27 protein-coding genes and 1 other RNA gene are annotated in these 24,473 nt (G+C 69.4%); 14 read left to right on the top strand and 14 right to left on the bottom strand.

Annotation, left to right across the window (positions count from 1 at the left end; all coding sequences use genetic code 11):
* Positions 1-3: 3 nt before the first annotated feature.
* Positions 4-1,401 (bottom strand): phosphoribosylamine--glycine ligase, encoded by a 1,398-nt coding sequence (locus HHUB_RS03445; RefSeq protein ID WP_059056209.1) that lies wholly within the window; start codon positions 1,399-1,401, stop codon positions 4-6.
* A gap of 179 nt (positions 1,402-1,580) precedes the next feature.
* On the opposite strand from HHUB_RS03445, the gene HHUB_RS03440 reads away from it, so the two are divergent.
* From HHUB_RS03440 to HHUB_RS03425, 4 genes are all read left to right on the top strand, one after another.
* Positions 1,581-2,813 (top strand): ABC transporter substrate-binding protein, encoded by a 1,233-nt coding sequence (locus HHUB_RS03440; RefSeq protein WP_082687158.1) that lies wholly within the window; start codon positions 1,581-1,583, stop codon positions 2,811-2,813.
* A gap of 114 nt (positions 2,814-2,927) precedes the next feature.
* Positions 2,928-3,557, top strand: coding sequence for a hypothetical protein (locus HHUB_RS03435; protein ID WP_059056207.1), 630 nt, complete (start codon positions 2,928-2,930; stop codon positions 3,555-3,557).
* Complete coding sequence (locus HHUB_RS03430) at positions 3,554-4,477, top strand: S49 family peptidase (protein ID WP_059056206.1); 924 nt, start codon at positions 3,554-3,556, stop codon at positions 4,475-4,477. The genes HHUB_RS03435 and HHUB_RS03430 overlap by 4 nt, the downstream gene beginning before the upstream one ends.
* Positions 4,464-5,477 carry a DUF4350 domain-containing protein gene (locus HHUB_RS03425; RefSeq protein WP_059056205.1) on the top strand — a complete coding sequence of 338 codons (1,014 nt, stop codon included), beginning with the start codon at positions 4,464-4,466 and terminating at the stop codon, positions 5,475-5,477. Before HHUB_RS03430 ends, HHUB_RS03425 begins: the two co-directional genes overlap by 14 nt.
* Before the next feature lies 1 nt (position 5,478).
* Here HHUB_RS03425 and HHUB_RS03420 read toward each other — a convergent pair whose 3' ends face one another.
* From HHUB_RS03420 to HHUB_RS03375, 10 genes are all read right to left on the bottom strand, one after another.
* Positions 5,479-6,228 carry an ABC transporter ATP-binding protein gene (locus HHUB_RS03420; protein ID WP_059056204.1) on the bottom strand — a complete coding sequence of 250 codons (750 nt, stop codon included), beginning with the start codon at positions 6,226-6,228 and terminating at the stop codon, positions 5,479-5,481.
* Positions 6,225-7,115 (bottom strand): ABC transporter ATP-binding protein, encoded by an 891-nt coding sequence (locus HHUB_RS03415; protein WP_082687157.1) that lies wholly within the window; start codon positions 7,113-7,115, stop codon positions 6,225-6,227. Before HHUB_RS03415 ends, HHUB_RS03420 begins: the two co-directional genes overlap by 4 nt.
* The gene (locus HHUB_RS03410; RefSeq protein ID WP_059056203.1) at positions 7,108-8,424 is read right to left on the bottom strand and encodes a branched-chain amino acid ABC transporter permease; all 1,317 of its coding nucleotides are present in this window, start codon (positions 8,422-8,424) and stop codon (positions 7,108-7,110) included. The genes HHUB_RS03415 and HHUB_RS03410 overlap by 8 nt, the downstream gene beginning before the upstream one ends.
* The gene (locus HHUB_RS03405; RefSeq protein ID WP_059056202.1) at positions 8,421-9,677 is read right to left on the bottom strand and encodes a branched-chain amino acid ABC transporter permease; all 1,257 of its coding nucleotides are present in this window, start codon (positions 9,675-9,677) and stop codon (positions 8,421-8,423) included. Before HHUB_RS03405 ends, HHUB_RS03410 begins: the two co-directional genes overlap by 4 nt.
* 124 nt (positions 9,678-9,801) lie before the next feature.
* A complete protein-coding gene (locus HHUB_RS03400) occupies positions 9,802-10,155 on the bottom strand; it encodes a P-II family nitrogen regulator (RefSeq protein ID WP_082687156.1) in 354 nt (117 codons plus the stop codon).
* On the bottom strand, positions 10,148-11,530 hold the full coding sequence (locus tag HHUB_RS03395; RefSeq protein ID WP_059056201.1) for an ammonium transporter: 1,383 nt from the start codon (positions 11,528-11,530) through the stop codon (positions 10,148-10,150). The genes HHUB_RS03400 and HHUB_RS03395 overlap by 8 nt, the downstream gene beginning before the upstream one ends.
* Before the next feature lie 378 nt (positions 11,531-11,908).
* Complete coding sequence (locus HHUB_RS03390; RefSeq protein WP_059056200.1) at positions 11,909-12,316, bottom strand: DoxX family protein; 408 nt, start codon at positions 12,314-12,316, stop codon at positions 11,909-11,911.
* A gap of 198 nt (positions 12,317-12,514) precedes the next feature.
* Complete coding sequence (locus HHUB_RS03385; protein WP_059056199.1) at positions 12,515-13,168, bottom strand: alpha/beta hydrolase; 654 nt, start codon at positions 13,166-13,168, stop codon at positions 12,515-12,517.
* Complete coding sequence (locus HHUB_RS03380) at positions 13,161-14,114, bottom strand: VOC family protein (protein ID WP_059056198.1); 954 nt, start codon at positions 14,112-14,114, stop codon at positions 13,161-13,163. The genes HHUB_RS03385 and HHUB_RS03380 overlap by 8 nt, the downstream gene beginning before the upstream one ends.
* A gap of 22 nt (positions 14,115-14,136) precedes the next feature.
* The gene (locus HHUB_RS03375) at positions 14,137-14,751 is read right to left on the bottom strand and encodes a VOC family protein (protein WP_059056197.1); all 615 of its coding nucleotides are present in this window, start codon (positions 14,749-14,751) and stop codon (positions 14,137-14,139) included.
* Positions 14,752-14,870: 119 nt separating this feature from the next.
* Here HHUB_RS03375 and HHUB_RS03370 point away from each other — a divergent pair, with 119 nt between their 5' ends.
* Both HHUB_RS03370 and HHUB_RS03365 read left to right on the top strand, forming a co-directional pair.
* Entirely contained in the window at positions 14,871-15,686 is an 816-nt protein-coding gene (locus HHUB_RS03370) for a DUF2797 domain-containing protein (RefSeq protein WP_059056196.1), read from the top strand.
* A gap of 60 nt (positions 15,687-15,746) precedes the next feature.
* Positions 15,747-16,151 carry a hypothetical protein gene (locus tag HHUB_RS03365; RefSeq protein WP_059056195.1) on the top strand — a complete coding sequence of 135 codons (405 nt, stop codon included), beginning with the start codon at positions 15,747-15,749 and terminating at the stop codon, positions 16,149-16,151.
* On the opposite strand, the gene HHUB_RS03360 is transcribed toward HHUB_RS03365, so the two are convergent.
* Together HHUB_RS03360 and HHUB_RS03355 are read right to left on the bottom strand one after the other, a co-directional pair.
* Positions 16,148-17,245, bottom strand: a complete 1,098-nt coding sequence (locus HHUB_RS03360; protein ID WP_059058173.1) for a glycosyltransferase — start codon at positions 17,243-17,245, stop codon at positions 16,148-16,150. The two genes, HHUB_RS03365 and HHUB_RS03360, sit on opposite strands and share 4 nt — an antisense overlap.
* 13 nt (positions 17,246-17,258) lie before the next feature.
* On the bottom strand, positions 17,259-18,347 hold the full coding sequence (locus HHUB_RS03355) for a glycosyltransferase family 4 protein (RefSeq protein ID WP_059056194.1): 1,089 nt from the start codon (positions 18,345-18,347) through the stop codon (positions 17,259-17,261).
* Between the two features lie 73 nt (positions 18,348-18,420).
* On the opposite strand from HHUB_RS03355, the gene HHUB_RS03350 reads away from it, so the two are divergent.
* The 5 genes from HHUB_RS03350 (at position 18,421) to HHUB_RS03330 (ending at position 21,530) form a co-directional block, all read left to right on the top strand.
* The gene (locus tag HHUB_RS03350) at positions 18,421-18,696 is read left to right on the top strand and encodes a ribonuclease P protein component 4 (RefSeq protein ID WP_059056193.1); all 276 of its coding nucleotides are present in this window, start codon (positions 18,421-18,423) and stop codon (positions 18,694-18,696) included.
* Between the two features lie 53 nt (positions 18,697-18,749).
* The gene (locus HHUB_RS03345; RefSeq protein WP_059056192.1) at positions 18,750-18,992 is read left to right on the top strand and encodes a YhbY family RNA-binding protein; all 243 of its coding nucleotides are present in this window, start codon (positions 18,750-18,752) and stop codon (positions 18,990-18,992) included.
* Positions 18,992-19,861, top strand: a complete 870-nt coding sequence (locus HHUB_RS03340; RefSeq protein WP_059056191.1) for a mechanosensitive ion channel family protein — start codon at positions 18,992-18,994, stop codon at positions 19,859-19,861. Before HHUB_RS03345 ends, HHUB_RS03340 begins: the two co-directional genes overlap by 1 nt.
* Positions 19,862-20,011: 150 nt before the next feature.
* On the top strand, positions 20,012-20,890 hold the full coding sequence (locus HHUB_RS03335; protein ID WP_059056190.1) for a GAF domain-containing protein: 879 nt from the start codon (positions 20,012-20,014) through the stop codon (positions 20,888-20,890).
* Positions 20,883-21,530, top strand: a complete 648-nt coding sequence (locus HHUB_RS03330) for a DUF7504 family protein (RefSeq protein WP_089756759.1) — start codon at positions 20,883-20,885, stop codon at positions 21,528-21,530. The genes HHUB_RS03335 and HHUB_RS03330 overlap by 8 nt, the downstream gene beginning before the upstream one ends.
* A gap of 115 nt (positions 21,531-21,645) precedes the next feature.
* Here HHUB_RS03330 and ffs read toward each other — a convergent pair.
* Positions 21,646-21,957: signal recognition particle sRNA (ffs, locus tag HHUB_RS16030), an RNA gene on the bottom strand.
* Positions 21,958-22,061: 104 nt separating this feature from the next.
* On the opposite strand from ffs, the gene HHUB_RS03325 reads away from it, so the two are divergent.
* The 3 genes from HHUB_RS03325 to HHUB_RS03315 all read left to right on the top strand — a co-directional run bounded on the left by HHUB_RS03325 (position 22,062) and on the right by HHUB_RS03315 (position 24,453).
* Entirely contained in the window at positions 22,062-23,084 is a 1,023-nt protein-coding gene (locus HHUB_RS03325) for a nucleotidyl transferase family protein (protein ID WP_059056188.1), read from the top strand.
* A gap of 64 nt (positions 23,085-23,148) precedes the next feature.
* A complete protein-coding gene (locus tag HHUB_RS03320) occupies positions 23,149-23,445 on the top strand; it encodes a DUF5798 family protein (protein ID WP_059056187.1) in 297 nt (98 codons plus the stop codon).
* 27 nt (positions 23,446-23,472) lie between these two features.
* Positions 23,473-24,453 (top strand): PLP-dependent cysteine synthase family protein, encoded by a 981-nt coding sequence (locus tag HHUB_RS03315; RefSeq protein ID WP_059056186.1) that lies wholly within the window; start codon positions 23,473-23,475, stop codon positions 24,451-24,453.
* Positions 24,454-24,473 lie beyond the last annotated feature (20 nt).

The raw sequence follows: 24,473 nt of genomic DNA, 5'->3' as shown, positions 1-24,473 counted from the left end.
GGGCTACTCGTCGGCGGGCCCGAGGTAGTCCCACGCCTGCAGGCGGTCGCCGTCGCCTTCCACCCAGCGATCGCCGATGTCGTCGCGGTAGTAGAGGTTCGGGATGAGCACGTCCTCGACGCGCTCGTAGGCCTGTGCCTGGGCTTCCCGCATCGTCTCCCCCTTCCCGGTCACGACCAGTGGCATCCCGGACTCGCCGGCGACGCGCCACTGTCCATCCACGCGCGCTCGCGGGTCGCAGGGCTCCCCGCTCCCGGACTCCGTGTCGCGCAGCGACACGCACTTGGCGTCCTCGATGTGGACGCCGGGCGGCGGCGTGGTCGCGCCGCCGTCCGCGTCGGAGTCGAAGACGATAGCGGCGTTCCGCGAGTTCTCGTCGTAGGTCGCCTCGTCGTCGAACGGGAACGGCGGCAGCACCACGCGCACGCCGACCTGGTAGCCGTCGTGGACCTCGAACTCGGGGTCGCGGCCGTTCGCGAGCGCCGCGAAGAACTCCCCGGTCGAGGACTCGATGGCCTCCTCTTGGAGGGTGATGGTGGGGTAGCCGAACCGCGGCGTAAATTCGAGAGGATAGACGCCGGTGTCGTTGACGATGCAGTTGAGGTCGATACTGCCGACGTAGCCCTCGTCGGCGAGCCACCCCTCCATGCGGCCGAGCGTGCGCTCGAAGAGGTCGTTGCGCCGCGACCAGAACATGCTCGTCCCCATCTCGCCCGTCGAGGGGCCGATGTTGCCGGGGAACAGGCGCTTGTGCTCGAAGTTGAAGTTCACCGGCTCGACGAACTCGTTCCCGTTGAAGAACCCGCAGACGGCGACCTCGACGCCCTCGACCTTGCGCTGGAGCTGGAACCCCTTCATCCGGTGGCCCCACGCCTTCTCGTAGGCGCGCAGGACGTCCACGACGTCGCTGCCGTCGTCGTCGTTGCCGACGTACAGCAGGCGCTTGACGTTCTGGACCTCGCCGAGCGGCTTCACGACGTACGGCCCGGGGTTCTCCTTGACGTGCTGGATGCCCGCTTGGAAGTCCGTGAACTCCTCGTGGTCGATGGTATTCACGCCGTTCTCCTCTAACACTTCCATCGCGTACCCGCGGTCCTCCTCCAGCCGGTCGGTGTTGGGCGTGCCGCCGACGACCGCGTGGCCGTCCGCGCGCAGTTCCTCCGCAATCGCTCCCGTCCCAACGTCGCTGCCGACCCAGATATCGTCGAAGACGATGACGTCGGCCCACTCAACCTCCGCCTCCCAATCGTCGGTCTTCGGCACGAAGCCGTCCGCGATTTCCTTGTCGGAGTCGGCCTCGATGTAGTACTTCACGTCGTGGCCTTCCTCGCGGACCTGCCACGCCACGTCGCCGATGAGCGCGGCGTCCGCGGAGACGAACAGAAACTTCGTCGGTTCCATACGGCACCGTCGCCGGGCGCGACCAAAAGGATGCTGACCACTCGGACGCGGAACAACGCGGTTCCGCCGTTTCCAATACGACGCGTTGCGAGCCTGAACCCCGCGTAATTCCGCCGCACGCTCGGTGAAAGGTGACGTGTCCGGAATCCATTTATACCAGTTGCGTGCTAATGCGTGGTATGCCATCACGAGTCAATCGACGCGACGTGATTCGCGGCCTCGGCGCCGCAGGTATCGCCGGCCTCGCGGGCTGTACCGGGGGCGGCGACGGCGGAAGCGGGAGAACGATAAAGCAGGGCGTCCTCCTGCCGACGACCGGCGACCTCGCGGACCTCGGCGGCCCGATTCGCGACGGCGCCGTCCTCCCGCAGACGCTGCTGGAGGGCGAGACGGACTTCGAACTGGACTTCTCCGTGCAGGACACCCAGACCGACCCCAACGCCGGCCAGTCCGCGGCGCAGACGCTGCGCAACGGCAGCTACCCCGCGGTCACGGGCGCGGCGTCCTCGGAGGTCACCATCGCCGTCGCCGAGAACGTCTTCATCCCCTCGGGGATGGTCGGCTGCTCGCCCGCGAGCACGTCCCCGGCCATCACCGACCTCGAAGACAACGGCCTCATCTTCCGCACGCCGCCGACGGACGCCCTGCAGGGCGAAGTGCTCGCGCAGGTCGCCGTCGAACAACACCAGGCGTCGACGGCGGCGACGATGTACGTGAACAACTCCTACGGCCAGCTGCTCGCCGATAGCTTCAACACGGCGTTCCAGGACCAGGACGGGCAGGTCGCCCAGGAGGTCTCCTTCCAGAAGGGCCAGTCGTCGTACAGCTCGCGCATCTCGCAGGCGCTCAACGACAACCCCGACGTCGTCGTCGTCATCGGCTACCCCGAGAGCGGCATCCAGCTGTTCCGGGACTTCTACTCGGACTTCGACACGGACGTCCCGATTCTCGTCACGGACGGGATGCGGTCCGCGAGCCTCCCCGCGGACGTCGGCAACCCGCTGGACAACGTCACCGGCACCGCGCCGCTGGCGGCCGGGCCGGGCCGGGACTACTTCGACGAGCAGTACCAGTCCGAGTACGGCGAAGAACCGGGCGTGTTCACGTCGCAGGCGTTCGACGCCACCGCGGTCTGCCTGCTCGCGAACGCCGCGGCCGGGGAGAACACCGGCACCGCCATCGCCGAGGAGATGCAGGCCATCGCGAACCCCGGCGGCGAGGAGGTCACGCCCAGCACCCTCGCGGACGGCCTCTCGATGGCCGCCGACGGCACGGAAATCCAGTACTCGGGCGCGTCCAGCGCCGTCGACTTCGACGACAACGGCGACCTGAAGGCCGCGACCTACGAGTACTTCGGCTTCCAGGAGGGCGGCGGCATCGAGACGCTCGACGAGATTCAGTTCTCGGCGTAACGCCGCGACCACTCGTTTTTCGACGCGACGGATTCTCTCGGCCTGCAAACGCCACCGGCGTGTTTTGTCAGTGCCTACGGAACGTCCCCGCGGAGAGTTATGCAAGCTACACGAATGCGAGTGGCGGCAGCGACCGCCCTCGTCGTCGTCTCCCTGACTGCGGGCTGCATCGGCGGGCTCTCCGCCGACGGCTCCGTCGACGCCGCCGCAGTCGGAGACGCGGTCGAACAGCGATACGCCGCCCTGGACGGCTACGACGCGACGGTCACCCGCACGGTCGAAGTCGGCGACTCGACCACGGAAGCCCGCGCAGCCGTCAGCGTCCGCGGCGAACAACGAGAGATAACGTACAGGACCGGGCCACGCGCCGGTGAGACCGTCACCGAGTCCGCCGACGGCGGCCCGGTGTTCGACGCCGGCGCGGGCGCCGGCAGCCCCGCGACGCCCGCCGGCTACGGCGCACTCGCGGAGACGCTCGTGCGCACGAGCAACGTCACCGTCGAGCGCGTGACCAGCTACGACAGCCACCAGACGGCGGTCCTCGAACTCGAACCCCACGAGAACGCGACCGGCGACGCGGCGAACGTCTCCCGGACCGTCTGGGTCGATCTCGACCGCGAGGTCCCACTGAAGTTCGTCACGTCGTGGACGACCGACGGCGGCCAGCCCGCCTCGGTGACGGTCACGTACGACGACGTGACGCTCGTCGAGAACGCGTCCGCGAGCGCGGAGGTGGCGGCGTGACTGGAGCCGACGCCGCCCGCGGTAGCGTGCGCGGGGTGACCCTCGTGCTCGTCGTCGTCGGCGTGGTCGTCGGCGTCGCGTTCGCGCCCCAGGCGTGGGGGTACGCGACCGAGCCCGACGGCACGGTCGCGGTCGTGGAACTGCACGGCTCCATCACGGGCGACTCCGCGAGCGCGGTCGTCGACGACCTCCGGGAAGCCCGGCAGAACGACTCCGTTCAGGCGGTCGTCCTCGACGTGGACAGCCCCGGCGGCACCGCGTCCGCGAGCGAACAGCTCTACCTCGCGGTGAAGCGCACCGCCGGCGAGATGCCCGTCGTCGCGAGCGTCACCGGCACCGCGGCGTCCGGGTCGTACTACGCCGCCGCGCCCGCCGATGACATCTACGTCACGCCCGCCTCGGTCGTCGGGAGCATCGGCGTGCGCGCCACCCTCCCCTCCGGCGGCCTGCCCGCCGGCGAGGTCGTGACCGGTCCCGACAAGGGCAGCGGCTCGACGCCCGACGAGGTCCGCCAGCGCGTCGAGACGCTGCGCCGCGCGTTCGTCGGCTCCGTGTTCGCCGAGCGCGGCGACCGCATCGAGCTGACCCGCGAGGAGGTCTCGCACGCGAAGGTGTACGCCGGCGCCAACGGCGTGCAGAACGGGCTCGCCGACGAAATCGGCGGCATCGACACGGCCATCTCGGCCGCCGCCGACGACGCCGGCCTCAGCGACTACGACGTGGTGCGGATGGAAGCCCCGCAGCCGTCGGTGCTCTCCCAGCTCGGGCTCGCGACCGACGGCGAGTCCGCGGACGCGACCACCGAGCAGGTGTTCGAGTACCGCGGCGTCGACACCGTCCAGTACCTGATGCTGCACGGGACAATCGAGACGGACGCGGCCGCCAACGAGACGGGGGTGACCGCGAATGCGAGCGCGTGAGGTCGCACGCTCGGTCGCGGTCGTCGCCGTCGTCGCGGCGGTCGTCGTCGCGGCGGCGTTCGCGGGCGGGTTCCTGCTGGACTCGCCCACGCAGTCCGAAGCGCCGTCCGCGCCCGCCTACGACGCAAACGAACTCGTCGCCGAGCCAATCGACGACAGCGGGAGCGTCACTGCGCCCGCCGGCGACGAGTCCAAGACCGTGGTCATCGACGTGAGCCACGGCAACGGCGTCAGCGAGAACTCCCTCCAGCCGTTCGTGGACGCGCTCGTCGCCGCCGGCCACGAGGTCCAGCTGTTCGGCGGCGGGTCGTCGAGCACCATCGGCGCCGAGCCCGGCGCCGCGTTCAACGAGACGCTGCGCGGCGCGGACGCGCTCGTCGTCGCCAGCCCCGCGACGTCGTACTCGTCGAACGAGGTGGCGGGCGTGGAAGCGTTCGCCGACGCGGGCGGTCGCGTCCTGCTCGCGGCGGAGCCGCCGACGACCACGAGCACGACCTCGACCGTCTCGATACCCGGACTGACGTCGAGCAGCTCCGTGTCCGCGTCCGGGCAGCCGGCGAACCTCGCGGCGTCGTTCGGCGTGTCGTTCGGCGACGGCTACCTCTACGACATGGCCGAGAACGCGAACAACTTCCAGTCCGTGTACGCGGGCGGTGACAGCGGCGTCGCCGACGGCGTCGGGGACGCAATCCTCACCGACGCCACGCCCGTGACCACCGGCGGGGGCGCCTCGCCCGTGCTGACGGCCAGCGGCGTGTCGCTGTCCTCGACCCGCGACGAGGGGTCGTACGCCGTCGCCGCGCGCAACGGGAACGTGCTCGCCGTCGGGGACACCGACTTCCTGACGTCGGGCGCCGCGACGGAGGGCGACAACGACGTGCTCGCGAGCAACGTCGCTGCGTTCCTCGTCACCGGCGACAAAGAAGCGGGCGCGCCCGCGGCACCCGCGGGCTCGTCCGGCGGACAGACCGGAACCGGTTCGACGGTCGTGACGGCCTGACTCAGCCGCCGAGGAACTCTCGGCGGACCTCCTCGTCGTCGAGGAGGGCGTCGCCGTCGTCCATGTAACTGTTCTCGCCGTTGACGAGGACGTAGCCGCGGTCGCAGCGGCGCAGCGCCTCCTTGGCGTTCTGCTCGACCATCAGCACGGAGGTGCCGTCGTCGTTGATGCGGTCGATGCGGTCGAACATCTCGTCGACGAGGTCCGGCGCCAGCCCCGCCGAGGGCTCGTCCAGCATCAACAGGTCGGGGTCGAGCATCAGCGCGCGCCCCATCGCCAGCATCTGCTGTTGGCCGCCCGACAGCGACCCCGCCTTCTGGGTGGCGCGCTCTTCGAGAATCGGGAAGCGCTCGTAGACGGAGCGAATCCGCTGCTCGGGCACGTCGTCGAGGATGTACGCGCCCATCTCGAGGTTCTCGCGCACGGACAGCCCCGCGAAGACGTTCTCGTTCTGGGGGACGTAGCCGATGCCCTCGTGGATGATTTCCTCGGGCGGGAGCTCGTGAATTGGCGCGTCCTGGAACGTAATCGAGCCGCCCATGTACGTCGTCAGCCCGAAGACGGACTTCATCACGGTGGACTTCCCGGCGCCGTTCGGCCCGACGATGGTGACGTACTCGCCGTCGCGGACGTCCAGCGCCACGTCAGACAGCACTTGGAGGTCGCCGTAGCCGGCGTCGAGGTCGCGGACCGCGAGGATGCCGGTCTCGTCGTCCGGGAGCGCCGACTCGCGGGAGGCGTGCTCGCTCATACGTTCCCCCCGAGGTAGGCCTCGATGACTTCCTCGTTGTCCTGTATCTGTGCGGGCGGCCCCTCGTCGAGGACCCGCCCCTGGTGCATGACGACGACGTGCTCGCAGTTCTCCATGATGAGGTCCATGTCGTGTTCGACGAGCAGGAACGTCAGCCCCTGCTCTCGGAGGTCGTGGATGCGGTCGAGGAGCTTCTCCTCCAGCGTGGGGTTGACGCCCGCGAACGGCTCGTCCAGCAACATCACGTCGGGGTCGGTCATCAGCGCGCGCGCCAGTTCGAGGAGCTTGCGCTGGCCGCCCGAGAGGTTGCCGGCGTACTCGGTCGCGAGGTGGTCGAGCTCGAAGAACTCTAGGGTCTCCCAGGCCTCCTCGCGGAGGTCGCGTTCCTGGTCGACGACGCCGCCGCGCAGCCCCGGGACGACCGAGCGCGCGATGGACTCGCCCTTCTGCCCGCCCGGCGCGAGCATCACGTTCTCGAGGACGGTCATCTCGTCGAGTTCGCGCGCAATCTGGAACGTCCGCACGAGCCCGCGCTGGGCGACCTCGTGGGGCTGCAGTCCCGTGATTTCCTCGCCGCGGAAGTAGACGTCGCCGGCGGTCGGCTCGTGGACGCCCGTGATGCAGTTGAACGTCGTGGACTTCCCCGCGCCGTTCGGCCCGATGAGCCCCGTCAGCGACCCCTCCTCGACCTCGAAGGACGCGCCATCGACGGCGGTGATGCCCCCGAACTCCTTGCGCAGCCCCTCGACGCGCAGCGGGAGGCCGCGGGGAACCTCCTTCGCGCCCTCCTCGATTTCGGAGTCGGCGCTCTCGGGTTCGAGGTCCTCGGGAACGTCTACGTCCTCCGGGACTTCGGCGTCGGCGATGTCGTTGCCGGCGTCACTCATCGTCGTCACCCCCGTTCGCGGCGGACTGACCGCCCGGGCGCGTGTCCGCGGCCAGCGAGACGCCGGCGGCGGTCTCCTTGCGCGCGCCGAGCAGGCCGTCGGGACGGCGCTGGACGAGCACCACGAGCAACAGCCCCATGCCCATGAACCGGAGCGTGTCGATGTTGTTCAACAGGAACCCCGCCAGCGGCGCGAGGTTGCCGCTGACGATGGGCGCCAGCGCCTCCACGAGGTTCGCGGGGTCCGCGGAGACGTCGAAGGCGTCCGTGATGATGTTGCGGACGACCGGCGGCGCCTCGAACAGCAGGCTGGCGAACAGCGCGCCGCCGAGCACGCTCCCCGTGTTCGAGCCGGCGCCGCCGATGATGAGCGCGATGAAGATGTAGAACGTGATGTTCGGGCGGAACGTCGTCGGCGTAATCGACGCGCGCGGTCCCATCGCGAACCAGAGAATGCCCGCCAGCCCCATCAGCCCGCAGCCGAGCGCGAACGCGCGCACCTTGAAGTTCTGGGTGTCCTTGCCCAGCGACTGCGCGGCGGTCTCGTCCTCGCGGATGGCCTTCAGCACGCGGCCGTACGGGGACTTCCCGGTGCGCTCCAGAATCAGGTAGACGACGAGCAGCGCCACCAGCACGCCGACCGTGTAGACGGTGTTGATGGCGGTGAACCGCTGGATGCCGAACTGCTCGAAGAGGGAGAACACCACCGACCCGACCGCGGTCGGTTCCGAGATGGTACTCGTCGGGTCGCGCAACAGCAGCGTGTTGACGGGACTCGTCGGGAGGTTGTCGAACCCGCTCGCGCCGCCCGTGATGTCGGCGAACGCGGGCGTGTTGTAGACGATGCGGATGATTTCCGAGAGCGCGACCGTGACGATGGCGAGGTAGTCGGCTTTCAGGCGGAGCGCGGGCAGCGCCGCGACCAGCCCGACGACGGTCGCCGCGAGCATCCCGCCGAGGATGCCGACGGGCAGCGGCAGCCCGAGGCCGGGCGGCATCCCGGACGGCGCGCTGGAGAGCATCGCGGCGGTGTACGCGCCGACCGCCATGAACCCCGCGACGCCGATGTTGAACAGGCCCGCGTACCCCCACTGGATGTTCAGCGCGAGCACGACGATGCCGTACACCGCCGACAGGAACGTCACGCGGCGCACGAGCGCGAGCAGGCCGTTGTTCCCGTAGCCGAGCGCGAGGCCGAACGCGTAGAACAGCGCCCAGATGCCGAGGAACATCGCGGTGACTTTCGCGGCGTCGCGCGCGAACAGGGTCCGCAGCGGGTCGAGTGCGTTCCGCGTGGCTGACTCGCTCATGCGGTCTTCACCCCGCCGAAGATGCCCGACGGCCGGAAGAGGAGAATGAGAATCATGAGCGCGAACGCGGTCGGGCGCGCGAACGACGAGAGGTCGCCCTGCAGCCAGACCAGCGACAGCCGGCTCGCGAGCCCGATAACGAGCCCGCCGGCGATGGCGCCGTAGATGGAGCCGATGCCGCCCATGATGACCGCCGCGAAGATGAGCAACAACAGCAGCCAGCCGGTCTGGAAGCCGAGTCCGCCCTGCGAGAGCACGAGCAGGTAGCCGGCGGCGCCCGTCAGTCCGGCGCCGATGAGCCACGTGGACTTGATGACGCGCTCGGTCGGGATGCCGGTGACTTGCGCGAGCGCGCGGTTGTCCGCCATCGCGCGCATCGCCTTCCCGAGTTTCGTCTGCTGGAGGAGGACGTGGAGGCCGACCATCAGCAGCGCCGCGACGACGACGAGCGTGACCTCGTGGAGGTCGACGATGATGGAGCCGCGGGCCGGGCCGAGGAACGGCAGCGCGTCCGTCACCGCCTCCGCGACGTTCAGCGACGGGAGCTGGTCGGTGGAGGTGACGATGCGGCGGTTGTTCCCGAACACGAACGCGACGAAGTACCGGAGCATGAACGCCACGCCGATGGACGCGATGAGCAGCGAGATGCCGTCGGCATCCCGCATCGGCCGGTAGACGAAGCGGTCGAGCACGAGCGCGACCACGACGGTCACCGCGACCGCGACCACGAGCCCGAGGACGATGGCTATCGGGGACAGCCAGATGTTCGCGCCGGCGTCCAGCGGCGGCGTCTGGAGCAGGACGAGCGAGACGAGGTCGGCGTCCCCGAGGCGGGACTGCCCGAGGCCGGTGACGGCGTTGACGGCGGACTCGGTGAGCGCGAGCAGGCCGCCGACGCCGGCGATGACGTACGTGACCGCCCACCCGGAGAACGCGCCCACGGTGAGGTAGTCGCCGTGCGCGAAGTTCGCGAAGTTGAGGATGCTGTACGTCAGCGACAGGCCGATGCTCGCGAGGCCGACGACGGCGCCGATGACGACGCCGTCCCACGCCAGGCCCGCGGCCTGACTGAGTGGAACGTCCCCGCCGAACCAGAGGGCGAACCACGGCGTCTCGAAGGGACCGAGGGAGACGCCCGCGAGCTTCGCGAGCAGGTCCACGAAGAGGACGGCCGCGACCGTCCAGACGACGGCCGCGCCGGGACTGCCGCGCGCGGCCCGGAGTCCGCGTTCTACTGTTGCGTTCGCGTCCATGTGTGAGTCTCTCGTGGTACGCTCAGACACGGAGGGATAAATAACGCTCGTTCGACGTGGTAGTATTTGCCAATGGCCGCTGCTTCGGGCGGGTTGCGCGAGAAAATCGGTGGCGGTGCGCGCGTCAGACCGCGTCGACGCCCGTCTCGCCGGTGCGAATCTGGTAGGCCTCCGAGACCGGGACGATGAATATCTTGCCGTCGCCCGGCTCGCCCGTGTGGGCGGCGTCGCTGAGCGCCTCCGCGACGTCTTCGGCGTCGATGTCTGCGACGACGATTTCGATTTTCACCTTCTGGTGGAGGTCCACCGTGTACTCCTCGCCGCGCCACTGCTCGGTCATCGCGGGCTGGCTGCCGCGCCCGCTCACGTCCGAGACAGTGAGACTGGGCGCGCCGACCTCCGCCAGCGCCTGCTTCGCTTCCGAGAGCTTGTCCGGCCGGATAACCGCAATCACGAGTTCGATGTCGCTTTCAGTCATCTTCGTTCACCCCACTGCCGTCGGTAGCCATAGCACTGTCCCCGCTGGTGACCGTGACGCCGCCGTCGCCGGCGGTGTCCACGAACTCGGGGTACGCCGTGTACCCGTGTTCGCTGCGGTCGAGCCCGATGTCCTCGTCGTCCTCGTCGGGGCGCAGTCCGACGACGACATCCGCGATTTTGAACACGATTGCCGTCGTGACGACCGTCCAGACGACGATGACGGCGATGCCGGCCGCCTGCATCGCGAGCTGCGAGGCCGAGAAGCCGTCGACCGCGAACACCGGAATCAGCAGCGTGCCGATTGCGCCCGCGCTCCCGTGGACGGGGAAGACGGCCGCGACGTCGTCGATTTTGAGCTTGTCCGTGACCCACCGGTAGACGATGGGCGCCTGCGCGCCGCCGATGATGCCGAGGATGAGGCCGCCGTACCACGTGACGTGGGGGACGGCGCCCGTGACCGCGACGAGACCGGCGAGCAGGCCGCTGGCGGTGAACAGCGGGTCGGGCTTGCCGTCCGACCAGCCGGTCACGAGCGCGGCGGCGACCGCGCCGCCGCCCATGCCGAGGGTGGTGTTCAGCGCGACGCGGCCGAGCGCGTCACCGTTGAACGCGAGCGCGCCGTCCGTGACGCTGAGCACCGCGGCCTGCGTGCCGACGTTGAAGCCGTACCAGCCGAACGCGAGGATGAACGTCCCGAGCACGGCCAGCGTGATGGAGTGACCGGGAATCGGCTGGCTGTTGCCTTCGGAGTCGTAGCGGCCGCGGCGCGGGCCGACCATGTACGCGCCGACGAGGCCGGCGACGCCGCCGAGCATGTGGACGACGGTCGCGCCCGCGAAGTCCTGGAAGCCGACGCCGATGGCCTGTCCGAGGTAGCCGGCGCTGGACAGCAGACCGTTGCCGCCCCACGCGAACCCGGCGATGACCGGGTAGATGAACGCCGTGAGGCCGATGGAGTAGAAGATGTACGCCTTGAACTTGATGCGCTCGGCGACCGCCCCGCTGACGATGGTCGCGGCGGTCATCGCGAACACGGCGCTGAACAGGTACGAGCCGATCCACGCGCTCGGGTCGTTGATGTACGAGAACGCCCCGGAGACGCTCACTGCGAGGTCAGGCGTGGTGACCGCGCCCGCGATGCCGTAGACGCCGAGCCCGAGCACGAAGAACACGAGCACGCCCATCCCCCAGTCCATGAGGTTCTTCATCAGGACGTTGGCGACGTTCTTCGCCCGCACCTGCCCCGCCTCCAGCAGCGCGAAGCCGGGCTGCATGAAGAAGATGAGGAAGCAGACCACGAGCGTCCAGACCGTGTTGACGCCGCTGACGACGGACGCCGGGTCCGCCTGCGCGAGGAGCGCTCCCTCAAGCATCGGCGACCCCCTCCGGGCGCCCGCGCACCGAGATTCCGTTCACCGGACTGTGCAATTCTTGCAGAATACGACCACTAATCGATGAGATTACTCCACGTTCGGGCATTGAATCCGTCACATCGCTGGACACCACGCTTCCATACAAAAGGCTAACGTATAAACGCCTAATCGAATGGCATCGTGATAGTAGTATAGTGAGTGTATAAGGACGAACCAACAATATTCTAAACTAATCAGATTTCTTTTCCTCTATTCGTCCAATTCTCTTCGATAAACAGCGCGTGCACGCGTCCCACGCGCGAAACAAATATAATTTCACTGGAGAATCTGGCAAAAACCGCGTCTACCCGGCGAACGGGCGCGTCGTCTCAGGGGCCGCTAGAAGAGCGTGAGACCGACGCTGTACGCCCAGCCGGTCGTGGCGGACGCCGCGATGGCGAGCGCGCCGCCGGCGAGGGCGGCGTTCTTCAGGAAGCCGGTCATCTCGTCCTGCTGTTGGTCCTCGGGGACCGCCCAGAAGTCGTGCATCGTGAGCGCGGAGACCACGAGGAACGCCGCGAGCGCGACGGCGCCGACGACCGGCAGGACGCCGGTGGCGACCGAGAGGCCGCCCAGCACGAGCACCGCGCCGGAGGCCAGCACCGAGAGCTTCGGCGCCGGCAGGCCCTTGTGCTGGGCGTAGCCGGTCATCCCTTCTAGCTGCATGAAGTGATTGAGGCCCATGAACGCGAGCACGCCGCCGAACAGCACGCGCGCGACCAGCAGGAGGAGGTCGGCGGCCGCCATCAGGCCGTCACCTCCGCGTCGAGGCCGGTGTGGTCGTCGAGCGATGCAGCCGCGTTGGCTGTCGTCTGGATAGTAGCTTTCACAACGTTACTTGGTTCGTCGCGGAACCTACTTGTACGTTTGGCGATACTCGGGCCACCGGGTGACACGCGTGTCGCCGACTGCTCGGACGGCCGCGACGACCCACAGAATCGTTCCTCAGTCCGTCTCGCCCACGATGCCGTCGAGCCACGACCCAACGACCGCGAACTCGTCGTCCGTGACCTCGTGGCCGACGCCCTCGTAGACGCGCTCGGTGACAGTTCCGTCGAGGGCCTCGAAGACCTCGCGGGTCTCGTGGACGCGCTCGACGGGGACGTTCGGGTCGTCGTCACCGACGCCGAGGAAGACCGGCGCGCCGTCCAGCGACCCCGTGTAGCCGCTGGCATCGACGGTTTCGCCGAGCAGGCCGCCGCTCAACGCCGCGACGCCGCCGTACCTGCGGGGGTTGCGCGCGGCGTACTCGCTGGCGAGAAACGCGCCCTGCGAGAACCCGAACAGGACCACGTCCTCGATAGCCACGTCCCACTCGTGCACGTCGGCAAGGACGCGGTCGACGGCCGCGAGCGCCGACGAGACGTGTGGCTCGTTTCGCTCGACTGGCGCGAACGACGAGTACGGATACCACCGGCTGCGCGCGGCGTCGGGCGCGACGAACGTCACGCCGTGGCGGTACAGCGGCTCCGCGAGGTTCACGACGCCCTGCGCGGTCGCGCCGCGGCCGTGCAGCAGGACGACCACGGCGTCCGCTACAGAGGCTGGTGCGCCCGCAGTGACGACCGGCTGGTCGGCGTGCGGGTCGCCGTCAGTCATCCAGGTACGGGACCGACAGCGGGGGCAGCTGGCGCTCGATGAGGTCGCGGTCCTCGACGAACTGGTCGGGCAGCGCCAGCGACTCCCCGAGGTCGCCGACGTCCGCCTCGAACGCGAGCCCGGGCTTCTCGGTGGCGAGTTCGAAGAGGATGCCGCCGGGCTCGCGGACGTACAGCGAGTGGAAGAAGTACCGGTCGTGCACGCGCGAGACGTCGTAGTCGCGCTCCCGGAGGAAGCTGTGCCACTCGTACAGCTCCTCGACGCTCTCGGCACGGACGGCGACGTGCTGAATCGAGCCCGTGCCCTCGCGGCCGAACTCCGTGGTCGGGCGGTCGAGCAGGTCGATGACGGTGGCGTACTCGCCGTCGGCCTCGTAGCGAATCCGGGTCTCGTCGCGCGTGCGCTCCTCGCCCACGAGTTCGAAGCCCAGCGTCTCCAGCAGCGCGCCGGTCGTGTAGGGGTTCGTCGGGAGCGCGGTGACGCTGTGCACGCCCCGAATCGCGTACGCCTCGGGGACGGAGCCGCCGGTCCACGGCTCGACGGGCGCATCACCCTCGACGAGTTCGACGTTCGTGCCGTCCGGGTCGGTGAAGCGCAGCACGCGGTCGTCGAACCGGGCGTCGGTCCCGATTGCGTCCACGCCGTGGGCGGCGAGGCGGCCGCGCCAGTACGGCAGCGAGCCCTCGGGGACGACGAACGCCACCGCCGAAATCTGTGGTTTGCCGACGCGGCCCGGCGCCTCGTTGGGGTACGGGAAGCACGTCAGCACGGTCCCGGGGTCGCCGGTCTCGTTCCCGTAGAAGAGGTGGTAGCGCAGCATGTCGTTCTGGTTGACCGTGCGCTTGACGAGCCGCAGGCCGAGGACGCCGACGTAGAAGTCGACGTTGCGCTGGGCGGACTCGACGAGGCCGGTGACGTGGTGGATGCCGGGCGTGTCAGTGAGCACGAATTGGGAAACCGGGGAGCGTTCAGTAGCCGACGCCCGTGGAGGCGTCCGGGAGGTCCGCGGGCTCGGCGTCGAGGCCGAGCTCTTCGAGGGCCTGCTTCATGTGGCGGTCCTCGGCGAAATCCGCGCCGTCCTCCTCGCGGAGGCGCTGGGCGGTCGCCAGCACCTCGCCGCGGCGGTCGTCCGGGATGTCGTACTTGTCCGCGGAGAGCTCGATGATGAGGCCGTTGTTGTCCTGCGTGTACAGCGAGAAGAAGATGCCGCGGTCGAAGACGTTGTAGCCGTGGCCGGCTTCTTCGAGCGCCTCCATCACGTCCTCGAAGTCCTCCGCCGCGATGGAGAAGGAGAGGTGGTGGACGCTGCCGGTCTGCGTGCGGATGCGGCCGCGGTTCGACGCGCGGTCGTCGCTGACGAAGACGGTGAGGATGCGGCCGTCGCCGGTGTCGAAGAACAGGTGCGTCTGCGAGGGGTCGTCGAGGTTCGGCTGTCGGAGCACGAGCGGCATCCCGAGCATGTCGCGGTAGAACGCGATGGTGTCCTCGGCGTTGCTCCCCCAGATGGTGATGTGGTCGGTGCCCGTCGTCTGGAACGGGCTGTCGGGGGCCTCTGCGGAGACGGGAATGGATTCGTCTGCCATGACGCCACCTAGGCGGCCCGTCCGGATAAGCGCTCGCGGGTGTCGACGCCACCCGGTGACACGCACGTCATCGGGCGGCGAACGCCACCGCTTTATTCGGGAGCGGCGTACTCGCGAGCGTGCAGATTGTGGGGTACGAGACGACGCCCGGCGAGGGGCCGGCCGCGCTCCGGGTTGCCGACAGCGGGACAGTCGAGCGCGTGCCGCTGCTGGCGGGCGAGTCGCTGGCGTACACGCTCGGCGAGCGGCACTGCGCGGGCGCCACGGACGAGGGCGTTGGGAAGACGACTGAGTCGTCTTCCCCAGCCCATCAGAACACAGAGTGTTCTGAGGACGTCCACGAGGCCTGCGGGAACGCGGACGCGCCGTACTGCGACGAGCACACGTCCACGTGGCCGTGCGCGCGCTGCATCGGGAACTGCGCGATGCCGCTGGAGTCGTGCCACGAGGAACACGCAATCTACCTGGCGGCGTTCGCGCCGGACACGTTCAAGGTGGGCGTGACGCGCTCGTGGCGGCTGGACACGCGCCTGCGCGAGCAGGGCGCGGACCGCGCGGCCCACGTCCGGACGGTCGAGGACGGCAAGCGCGCGCGGCAAATCGAGTACGGCATCGCCGACGAGATTCCCGACCGCGTGCGCGTTCCCACCAAAATCCGGGGGTTCGCCGAGCGCGTGGACGAGGCGGCGTGGAACGCGCTCGTTGCCGAGTACGACCCTATCGAGCGCTTCGACTTCGACTACGGGCTGGCCTTCGATAGCCGCCCCGTCGCGGAGACGATGGCCACCGGGACCGTGCTCGGGACGAAGGGGCGCGTGCTCGCGCTGGAGCGCGGCGGGACGACGTACGCCGTGGACATGCGCGACCTCGTGGGCTACGACGTCACCGAGGGCGCGAGCGACCGGGACCGGCAGTCGAGTCTCGGCGCGTTCTAGCGCCGGCGAGGCGCGTGGTGGAAAGCGGCTTTTTTCAGTGCGGGCGATGAACCCGTTGGTATGGCAGACGACGAACCCGAGACAGCCGAGGGCGAGAACGGCGACGACGGGGAGGAGAAGTCCTTCCGAGAGCGCGTCGAGGAAATCCGCCAGGAGCGCGCGCAGGAACGCGACGAGGGCGAGGACGGCGAGGGCGGCCCCCGCGAGCGCATGGAAGAAGCGATGGGCGGCGGTGGCGGTCCGCCCGGCATGGGCGGCGGCGGTGGCGGCGGCAACCCGTTCGCGCAGATGATGGGCGGCATGATGGGCGGCGGTGGCGGCCCGCCCGGCATGGGCGGCGGCCGCGGCGAGGAGTCCGAGGGCGGCACCAGCGAGAAGGTCGAGCGCGAGCTCGAACAGCTCCGCAAGGAACTGGAGCGCACGAACAACAAGCTCGACCGCATCGCGAACGCGCTCGAAGACTAGAGGCCGCGGTACAGCTCTTCTAACTCGTCGATTGCGCGTTCGACGCTAATCTCTTCGCGGCGCGACAGACAGTTCCCCGCGAGGCGCTCGCGCTCGTCGAGCGTGCGCTCGATGGCTGCGCGGAAGCCGTCGACGTCGCCGCGCTCGTAGTGGTAGCCGGTCTCGCCGTCGTCGATGGTCTCCGCGAGCGCGCCGGCGTTCACGCCCGCCACGGGCGTCCCGCAGGCGTTGGCCTCCAGCGCGACCAGTCCCTCCGTCTCGACGGGACTCGGGAACGCGAACGCGTCCAGCGCGGAGTAGAACGCCGGGAGTTCCTCGCGGTCGAGGAACCCCAAGAAGCGCGCGTCAACGCCGCGTTCGCGGGCTTCGGCTTCGAGGTCGTCGCGGGCGGGACCGTCCCCGCCGAAGACGACCGTCGCGTCCAGTCCCTCCGCTGCCGCGAGCAGGTCCGAGAGGCACTTCTCGTAGCCGTGGCGGCCCGTGTAGCCGACCAGCGGCTCGTCCGCGGGGAGGTCGTGGCGCGCGAGGAAATCGGCGGTATCGACCGGCCGGAACGTCCGGACGTCCACGCCGTTCGGGAGCGGTTCGACGGGCGCGTCGACGCCGAGGTCCCAGACGTGGTCGCGGGTGCGCTCGCTCGGCGTCAACACGAGGTCGGCGTGGTCGAGGAACCACCGCTCCCAGGCCTCGCTGGCGCGTCGGACCACGCCCGTCGCCGCGTCGGGGACGACGTAGTTGGCGTACTCGGCCGTGGGCGTGTGGTAGGACGCGACGAACGGCAGGTCGTGCTTGCGCGCGAACCGCAGGCCGGCGAGCCCGAGGCCGAACGGTGTGTGCGCGTGCACGACATCCACGTCGAGGGCGGCGACGGCGCCCGGGGTGCGCGGGAGCGCCATCCGGTAGCCCTCGTAGAACGGAAATCGCAGGCTCGGGACGCCGTACTCGCCGGGGCCGGCGTCGTAGTCCGCGCGCGGGTAGACGACCGGCATCTCGCCGCCGCGGGACTGCCAGCGGTCGTGCCACGTCGAGACCGTGTACGTGACGCCGTTGACCGTCGGCAGATAGGAGTCCGTGAACGCCGCGACGGTCGGCAGCTCCTCGCTCACGCTACCCCTCCGCGTCGCCGGCCGCGACGGACTCGGGGGGCACGCCGTCGGCGAGGTCGCGGTACGCGGCTTCGAGTTCGTCGCCGACGCGGTCGAGGCTGTGTGACTCGGCGGTCTCCCGGGCGTTCTCGCCGAGGCGCTCCCGCAACTCGGGGTCGTCGGCGAGCCGTTCGAGGGCCTCGCGGAACTCCTCGAACGTCGAGCACATCAGGCAGTCCTCGCCGTCCGCGAAGAACTCCCGGAACACGTCGATGTCCCTGAGGACCACGGGCTTCCCGCAGGCCATCGCCTCCAGCACGGCGATGCCCTGGTTCTCGACTTTCGCGGGGAAGAGGTAGACGTCGCCCGCGCCGAACGCCGCGCGCTTGTCCTCCATGTAGCCCGTGAACGTCACGTTCTCGGGCGGATTGTTCACCCACTTCTTCGTGGCTTTGCCTGCCTGCGGCCCCTCGTCGTAGGGACCGAACCACGCGAAGTCGTAGTCGGTGGCCTTCGCGAGCTCGCAGAACGTCGTGAGGCCCTTGCGCTCGAACACCTCGCCGACCGCGTACACGACCATGCCGTCGAGGTCGAAGCGCTCGCGGGTGTCCTCGCGGAACTGGTCGTAGCCCTCCAGACTCTCGACGTCCACGCCGTTCGAGAGCTGCTTTATCGGCGCGTCCACGGGGTAGGATTCGAGGACGCCGCGCGTGTACTCGCTGGGGCAGACCACGAGGTCGGCCTGCGAGTAGAACCACCGCAGGTACGGTTCCAGCGCGGGAGCGACCGTCGACGACCCCCGGAACGACTCCGCGAAGTCTTCCTTCGTGACGTGCGCGTGCAACACGAGCGGAATGTCGTTTCGCTTGGCGTGCCGGGCGACCGCGACGCTGCCCGGCCCGACGAGGTTGCAGTGCGCGACGTCGTACTCGGCGAAGTAGCCCTCGCCGGCGAACAGCGTGCCCAGCGACTGCACCGGGTTGCCGGCGCGCCACGGCGTCTCCACCACCTCGACGTCCGTCGTCGCGAGGGCCTTGCGCTGCTGGCGCGTCGCCGTCACGATGCCCCCGCGGAGGCGGTCCTCGAACTCGAGGTAGTTCAGCGCCCGCATTACCCGACGCAAACCGACCGTCGCCGATAACCCTACCGGAACTGTCTTCGGGCGGCCGCGCCTGCCCGTAGACATGTCCATCGCGGCGGAGCGAATCGAGCGACTGCACGCCCTCGCGCGGCGAGCGGCGCGGGCCGGCGACGACGACCGCGCCCGCGAGTACGTCCGGCTGGCGCACCGGCTCGCGGAACGCAACCGGCTCCAGTTTCCCTGCGAGTTCCGGCGGTTCACCTGCGACGCCTGCGACGCCTACCTGATTCCCGGCCGCAACGCCCGCGTCCGCACGCGGGACGGCCACGTCGTCGTCACCTGCGACTGCGGCCACCAGTCTCGGTACCCCTACGAGTAGCGGCGGCGATGCAACAAGTTTCAAAGCCTCGCGCCCTGAACTGTCTGTAGAACATGAGCGAGGACCTAGCGAAGCAAGCCCACGAGGCCGACGTCACGGTCTGGGTGGGGAAGGCGGGCGTGGACGCGGTCGCGGACGAACTCTCGGACCAACTGGACGACCGGGACGTCGTGAAAGTGAAGTTCCTGCGGTCGGCGCGCGGCGACGGCTCCACCGAGGAGCTCGCGGACGAGCTGGCGGACCTCTCCGACGGCGAGGTCGTCGAGACGCGGGGCAACACGGCGGTGTACCAGTAATGCCAGTGGAGCCGCTGCCGTTCATCGAGGACCTCGTGCCGCAGTACGCGGGCGCAATCACGCAGTTCCTCTACTTCGTCGCGGCGTTCGCCGCCATCTACCTCGTCGGGAAGGCGGTGGTGCGGCCGCTGTTCGACCGCGTGCTCCGCCGCCGCGACCTCGACTCGCACGCCCGCAAGCCGCTCCAGCGGCTCGTGAACTTCGCCATCGTCTTCGTCGCCATCTCGGTGGCGTTCGGGTTCGCGGGCTACGGGAACTTCCTGACGAGCCTCGCGACCATCGCCGCCGCGGCGACGCTCGCCGTCGGGTTCGCGATGCAGGACGTCATCCAGAACTTCGTCGCGGGCGTGTTCATCTACACGGACGAGCCGTTCCGCGTCGACGACTGGATCGAGTGGGACGACAACGCCGGCGTCGTCGAGGACATCAGCCTCCGCGTCACCCGCGTGCGCACGTTCGACAACGAACTGCTGACGGTGCCGAACTCGAATCTCACGGACGGCGTCATCAAGAACCCGGTGGCGAAGGACAAGCTCCGCCAGCAGTTCCTGTTCGGCATCGGCTACGACGATGACATCGACGAGGCCACCGAAATCATCGTCGAGGAGGCCGAAGCCCACGAGAACATCCTCGACGACCCCGGCGTGACCGTGCGGCTGACCGAACTCGGTGACTCCTACGTCGGACTCAAGTCCCGGTTCTGGATCGCCAACCCCTCGCGGTCGGACTTCGTGAAGACCCGCAGCGAGTACGTCCAGTCGGTCAAGGAGCGCTTCGACGAGGCGGGTATCGACATCCCGTACCCGATTCGCACCCTGAACGGCGAGGTCGAGATTTCGGGGTCGCCGGCGACCGACCACCTCGAATAGCCGACCGCGCCGTCTGCCACTCTTCTGCGCGACTCCCGTCGCCGCGAGTACCAGTACGTCCGTTGACGTGATGACGAGCCAACGGCTTCGAGGGGTCGAACGGCGCCAGCAAGCACGAAATTTTACGGGGCCGCACAGTATACAGAGCGTATGATTCTCTGCGTGGACCCCGAGACGCCAGCCCGCGAGCGCACGGCGGCCGCGCTCGCGGACGCCGGCTTCGGCGTCGTCGAGGCCGAGTCGCTGGCCGGGGCGCACGAGGCGCTCGGCGAGCACGTCGTCGAGTGCGTGGTCACCGAGCACGCCCTCCCCGACGGCACCGGCCTCGAACTCGTGGAGACGGCGCGCGAGCGCTACCCCGACGCGGCGTGCGTGCTGTTCACGGCGACCCCGCTGGACGACGTCGACACCGGCGCGTTCGGCGACGTCGTCGCGGAGTACGTGCGCAAGGACGACGACCACGACGAACTCGTCTCGGTGGTCGAGCACGCGCTCGCGTTCCGCAGTCAGACCGCGTACCCGCTCCCCGAGGACGAGGGCGCGCGGGTCGCCGCGCTCGAACAGTACGCCGCCGACCCCGCGGAACTCGGCTCGTCGCTGGACCGGCTGACCGAACTGGCGACCGCGCTGTTCGGCGTCGACGCCGCCGCGGTCGGCGTCATCGACGCCCACACCGAGGAGTTCCTGTCGTGTCACGGCGTCAGCTTCGACCCGATGGACCGCGAGGATACCGTCTGCACGTACGCGATTCTGGACGACGGCGTGACCGTCGTCGAGGACGTACAGGACGACCCGCGCTTCGCGGACAACGAGGGGCTGGCGGCGGCGAACATCCGGTTCTACGCGAGCGCGCCGCTCGTGACTCCCGAGGGACGAGCCATCGGGACGTTCTGCATCTACGACGACCAGCCCCGGGGCTTCGACGAACGCGACCGCGAGCTGCTGTCGCTGCTCGGCGACGAGGCGATGGAGCAGTTGACGCTGCGCCGGCGCATCCGCGACGCCGACGGAGGTGACGGTGATGACTGACGACTACACCTTCGAGGGGTTGCCGCTGGAGTCGCTGCGACCGGGAACGACCGTGCTCGTCGCCGGGCCGTCCCACGCGGGCACGCGCCACCTCGCGTTCCGGATGCTCTCCGGGCCGCCCGAGGAGGGCGCGATTCTCGTCAGCACGAACCAGCGCGCCGGCCGCATCGCCGACGACTGGGCACGCAGCGGGTTCGAACTCGACGAGGACCGGGCGGCCATCCTCGACTGCGTGGGCGACGACGACCAGAACGTCCCCGCGCAGGTGCTGTCGGTGTCGGGGCCGTCGGACCTGACCGGCATCGGGATGCGCTACTCGGACGTCTACCGGACGTTCCGGGAGTCCGGCGTCGAGCGCGTGCGCACCGGCCTGTTCTCGGTGTCCACGCTGCTGTCGTTCGGCGACCTCAAGACCGTCTCGCGGTTCGTGCACACGCTCGTCGGCCGCATCGACGCCGTGGACGGCGTCGGCGTGTTCTGCATCGACCCCGGGATGCACGACGAGCAGACCGTGAGCACGATTACGCAGTTCTGCTCGGCGCGCCTCGACGTCCGCGAGACCGAGACCGGCCAGCAGTTGCGCGCCCGCGGCATCCCCGACCAGCCCCGCGGGTGGGTGGACTTCGAAGTGACGGAGTAGCGCTCGCGGCGCGAACTGGAACTCGGCACGGCTCGTAGCGCCGCCGCTGTGCGCTTTTAGCGTAGATTTTGCAGTCGCGAGCCGACGGCTCGCGACTGGAAAAGGTACGTATGAATGACGGACGGGCCGAGGTGGCCCGGCGTTCCTGCCCGGGTAGTCCCGGTCGCCTTCTCCACCCCGCGACCCTCCGAGCGACGAGCGTTCGGTGCTCCGCTGCTCACTTCCGTGCCTGACGGAGTGGCACCGTCGAACCGCGACGACGACACCCCTGCAGGTGCGCGCCGCGGACCGCCGTCCCCGAAGGACGAGGCTTCCACGTTGGCTTCCGGGGCCCGGACGGGTCGACCGGACGCCCCCGGATTTCGGCCCCCGCTGATGACTATCTCGCGGGAAGGGGCGGGGCCAAACCGCCCGGCCTAGTCCACTTTCACGTAGATGACTCCCTCTTAAGGGCCTTTCGGGACGCGTCGTTTGTCGCTCGGTACCGCGTAGCGCGTTAACACTTTGGAGCGGGCGGCGGAATCGCCGGACGTGTCCGCCCTACGTGATCACTACGAGGCCGTGCGCGAGGAGTTCGGCTACGACCGCCCGGACGTCGACATCGGGTCGCTGTCGGCGTCGCTGGTGGACCGCGCGTTCGTCGCGGCGACCGACGCCGACGCGCTCCGGCAGGCGGGTGACCGCGACACGCTGTTCGTCGCGAGCGCGGGGCTCACCGGGCCGCCGCACGTCGGCACGCTCGGGCAGATGTACGCCGTGAAGCGCTTCCACGAGGCGGGCTTCGACGCGCAGTTCCTGCTCGCGGACTACGAGAAGTACGCCAGCGACGGCCGCGACCTCGACGCGGTCCGCGACCTCGCCGACGACTACCGGACGTTCCTCGACCGAATCGGGTACGGCGGCGAGGTGCGCACGCAGTACGACGACCGCGGCGTGATGCAGACGGCGTTCCGGCTGGCGCCGCACGTCGAGTTCGAGGACGGCCCCGAGTTCGACGCGGAGTCGACCGAGTGGGTGCGGCGGGTGCGCGCGGCCTACGACGACGACCAGCAGCCGCCCGCGGACGCGACCGGCAGCACCGACTTCGGGAGCCGGACGGCGGAACTGCTCTGTCTCGCCGACTTCCTCCATCCGACGGTCGCCGGCGGCTACGACCAGACGGTGTTCGTGCTCGGCGTCGACGAGCACGCGCTCGCGCTCGCGAACGACTACTACGCGGCGAAGACGCCGTTCGAGCCCGCCTTCGAGGGGCTGTTCACGCGCATGGTCCCGGGGCTGGACGGCTACCCGAAGATGGCGAAGACGATTCCGGGGTCGGGCATCACGATGGAGATGGCGCCCGGGGAGGTCCGGCGACTCGTCCGCGAGGCCGACGACGGCGCGACGCCCGCCGAGTCCACCGTCTACCAGATGCTGTGCCTGGTCTCCGAGCACGACGGCAAGCGCCTCGACGAGCTGGCGGACGCCTGCCGGGCGGGCGGCGAGGAGTGGGACGCCGCCGTCGAGGCGTACGCGGACTTCCTCGCGGACCTCGCGGCGGCGTGGCCGGCGTAGCGGGCGGCCGCCGGCGCTGCGACCGAGGGAAACGGTCATCCCGGACGAACGTCTACTCGCGTCCATGGGATTCGGCTCGACCGCGAAGAAGCTCCAGAAAGTCACGGAGATGGCGGACAAGCTCTACGAGCGCTTCGAGCGGCTCCGCGAGCAGGTCAACGACCTGACCGAGACCGTCGAGGACACCCACGGCCGCGTCGCCGAGCTCGAAGCCGAGCTCGCCGAGCAGCGCGCGCTCGTGGAAGCGCTCGCCGAGAAGGAGGGCGTGGACGTCGAAGCCGTCGTCGGCGAGGCCGACGCCGAGGCCGCGAGCGCCGGTGTGACAGACAGCGGCAGCGACGGTGCGGATGGCAACGACTAAAGAACGCCGGCAAGAATTTCCGGCGAGATGACCACCCACCGGAGGCCGCTGGACTCGGTGCTGGAGACGATCGGCGAGACGCCGCTCGTGCGCGTCGCCGCGTCGCCGGACGACGTCCCGGTGTACGCGAAACTGGAGTCGTTCAACCCCGGGGCGAGCGTGAAAGACCGCATCGGGAAGTACATGCTCGAACAGATGCTGGACTCCGGCGAACTCCCCGACGGGGGGACTATTGTGGAGCCGACCGCCGGCAACACCGGCATCGGGTTCGCGGTCGCCGCCGGCCAGCTCGGCGTCGACGCGGTGTTCGTCGTGCCCGAGCGCTTCAGCGTCGAGAAACAGCAGCTGATGCGCGCGCTCGGTGCGGACGTCATCAACACCCCCACCGAGGACGGGATGGGCGGCGCCATCGACCGCGCCCACGAGCTCGCCGACGAACTCGACGACGCGGTCGTCCCCCAGCAGTTCTCGAACCCCCTGAACCCGGAAGCCCACTACGAGACCACCGGCCCCGAAATCGGCGAGGCGCTCGACGGTGAGGTCGGCGCGCTCGTCGCCGGCTGTGGCACCGCGGGCACGCTGATGGGCACGGGCCGGTACCTCCGCGAGCAGGTCCCCGAGTTGCACGTCACGGCCGTCGAACCGAAGGGGTCGCTGTACGCGACCACGAAGGGCCGGGACGTCGAACAGGGCGAGTACAAGACCGAGGGCATCGGCACCCACGACCCCTCGACGAACGAGCTGTTCGACCCCGAGTTCGTGGACGACGTCGTCCAGATTCCCGACGAGGACACCCACGCCGAGATGCAGCGGCTCGCCGCAGAGGAGGGCCAACTGGTCGCGTCCAGCTCCGCGGCGAACTGCCTGGCGGCGCTGGACGTCGCCGAGCGCGCGGCGGCCGGCGACCTCGCCCTCCCCCACGACTGCGTCGTCACCGTCTTCCCGGACTCCAGCGAGCGCTACCTCTCGAAGGGCGTCTACGGCAGCTACGAGGAGTGGGAGGGGTGACGCCGCGGCCGCGTTCGCAG

The organism is Halobacterium hubeiense (genome assembly GCF_001488575.1).
Lineage (GTDB): Archaea > Halobacteriota > Halobacteria > Halobacteriales > Halobacteriaceae > Halobacterium > Halobacterium hubeiense.
Note: the sequence above shows the minus strand (reverse complement) of the source record. Positions and strands in the feature narration are given on the sequence as shown.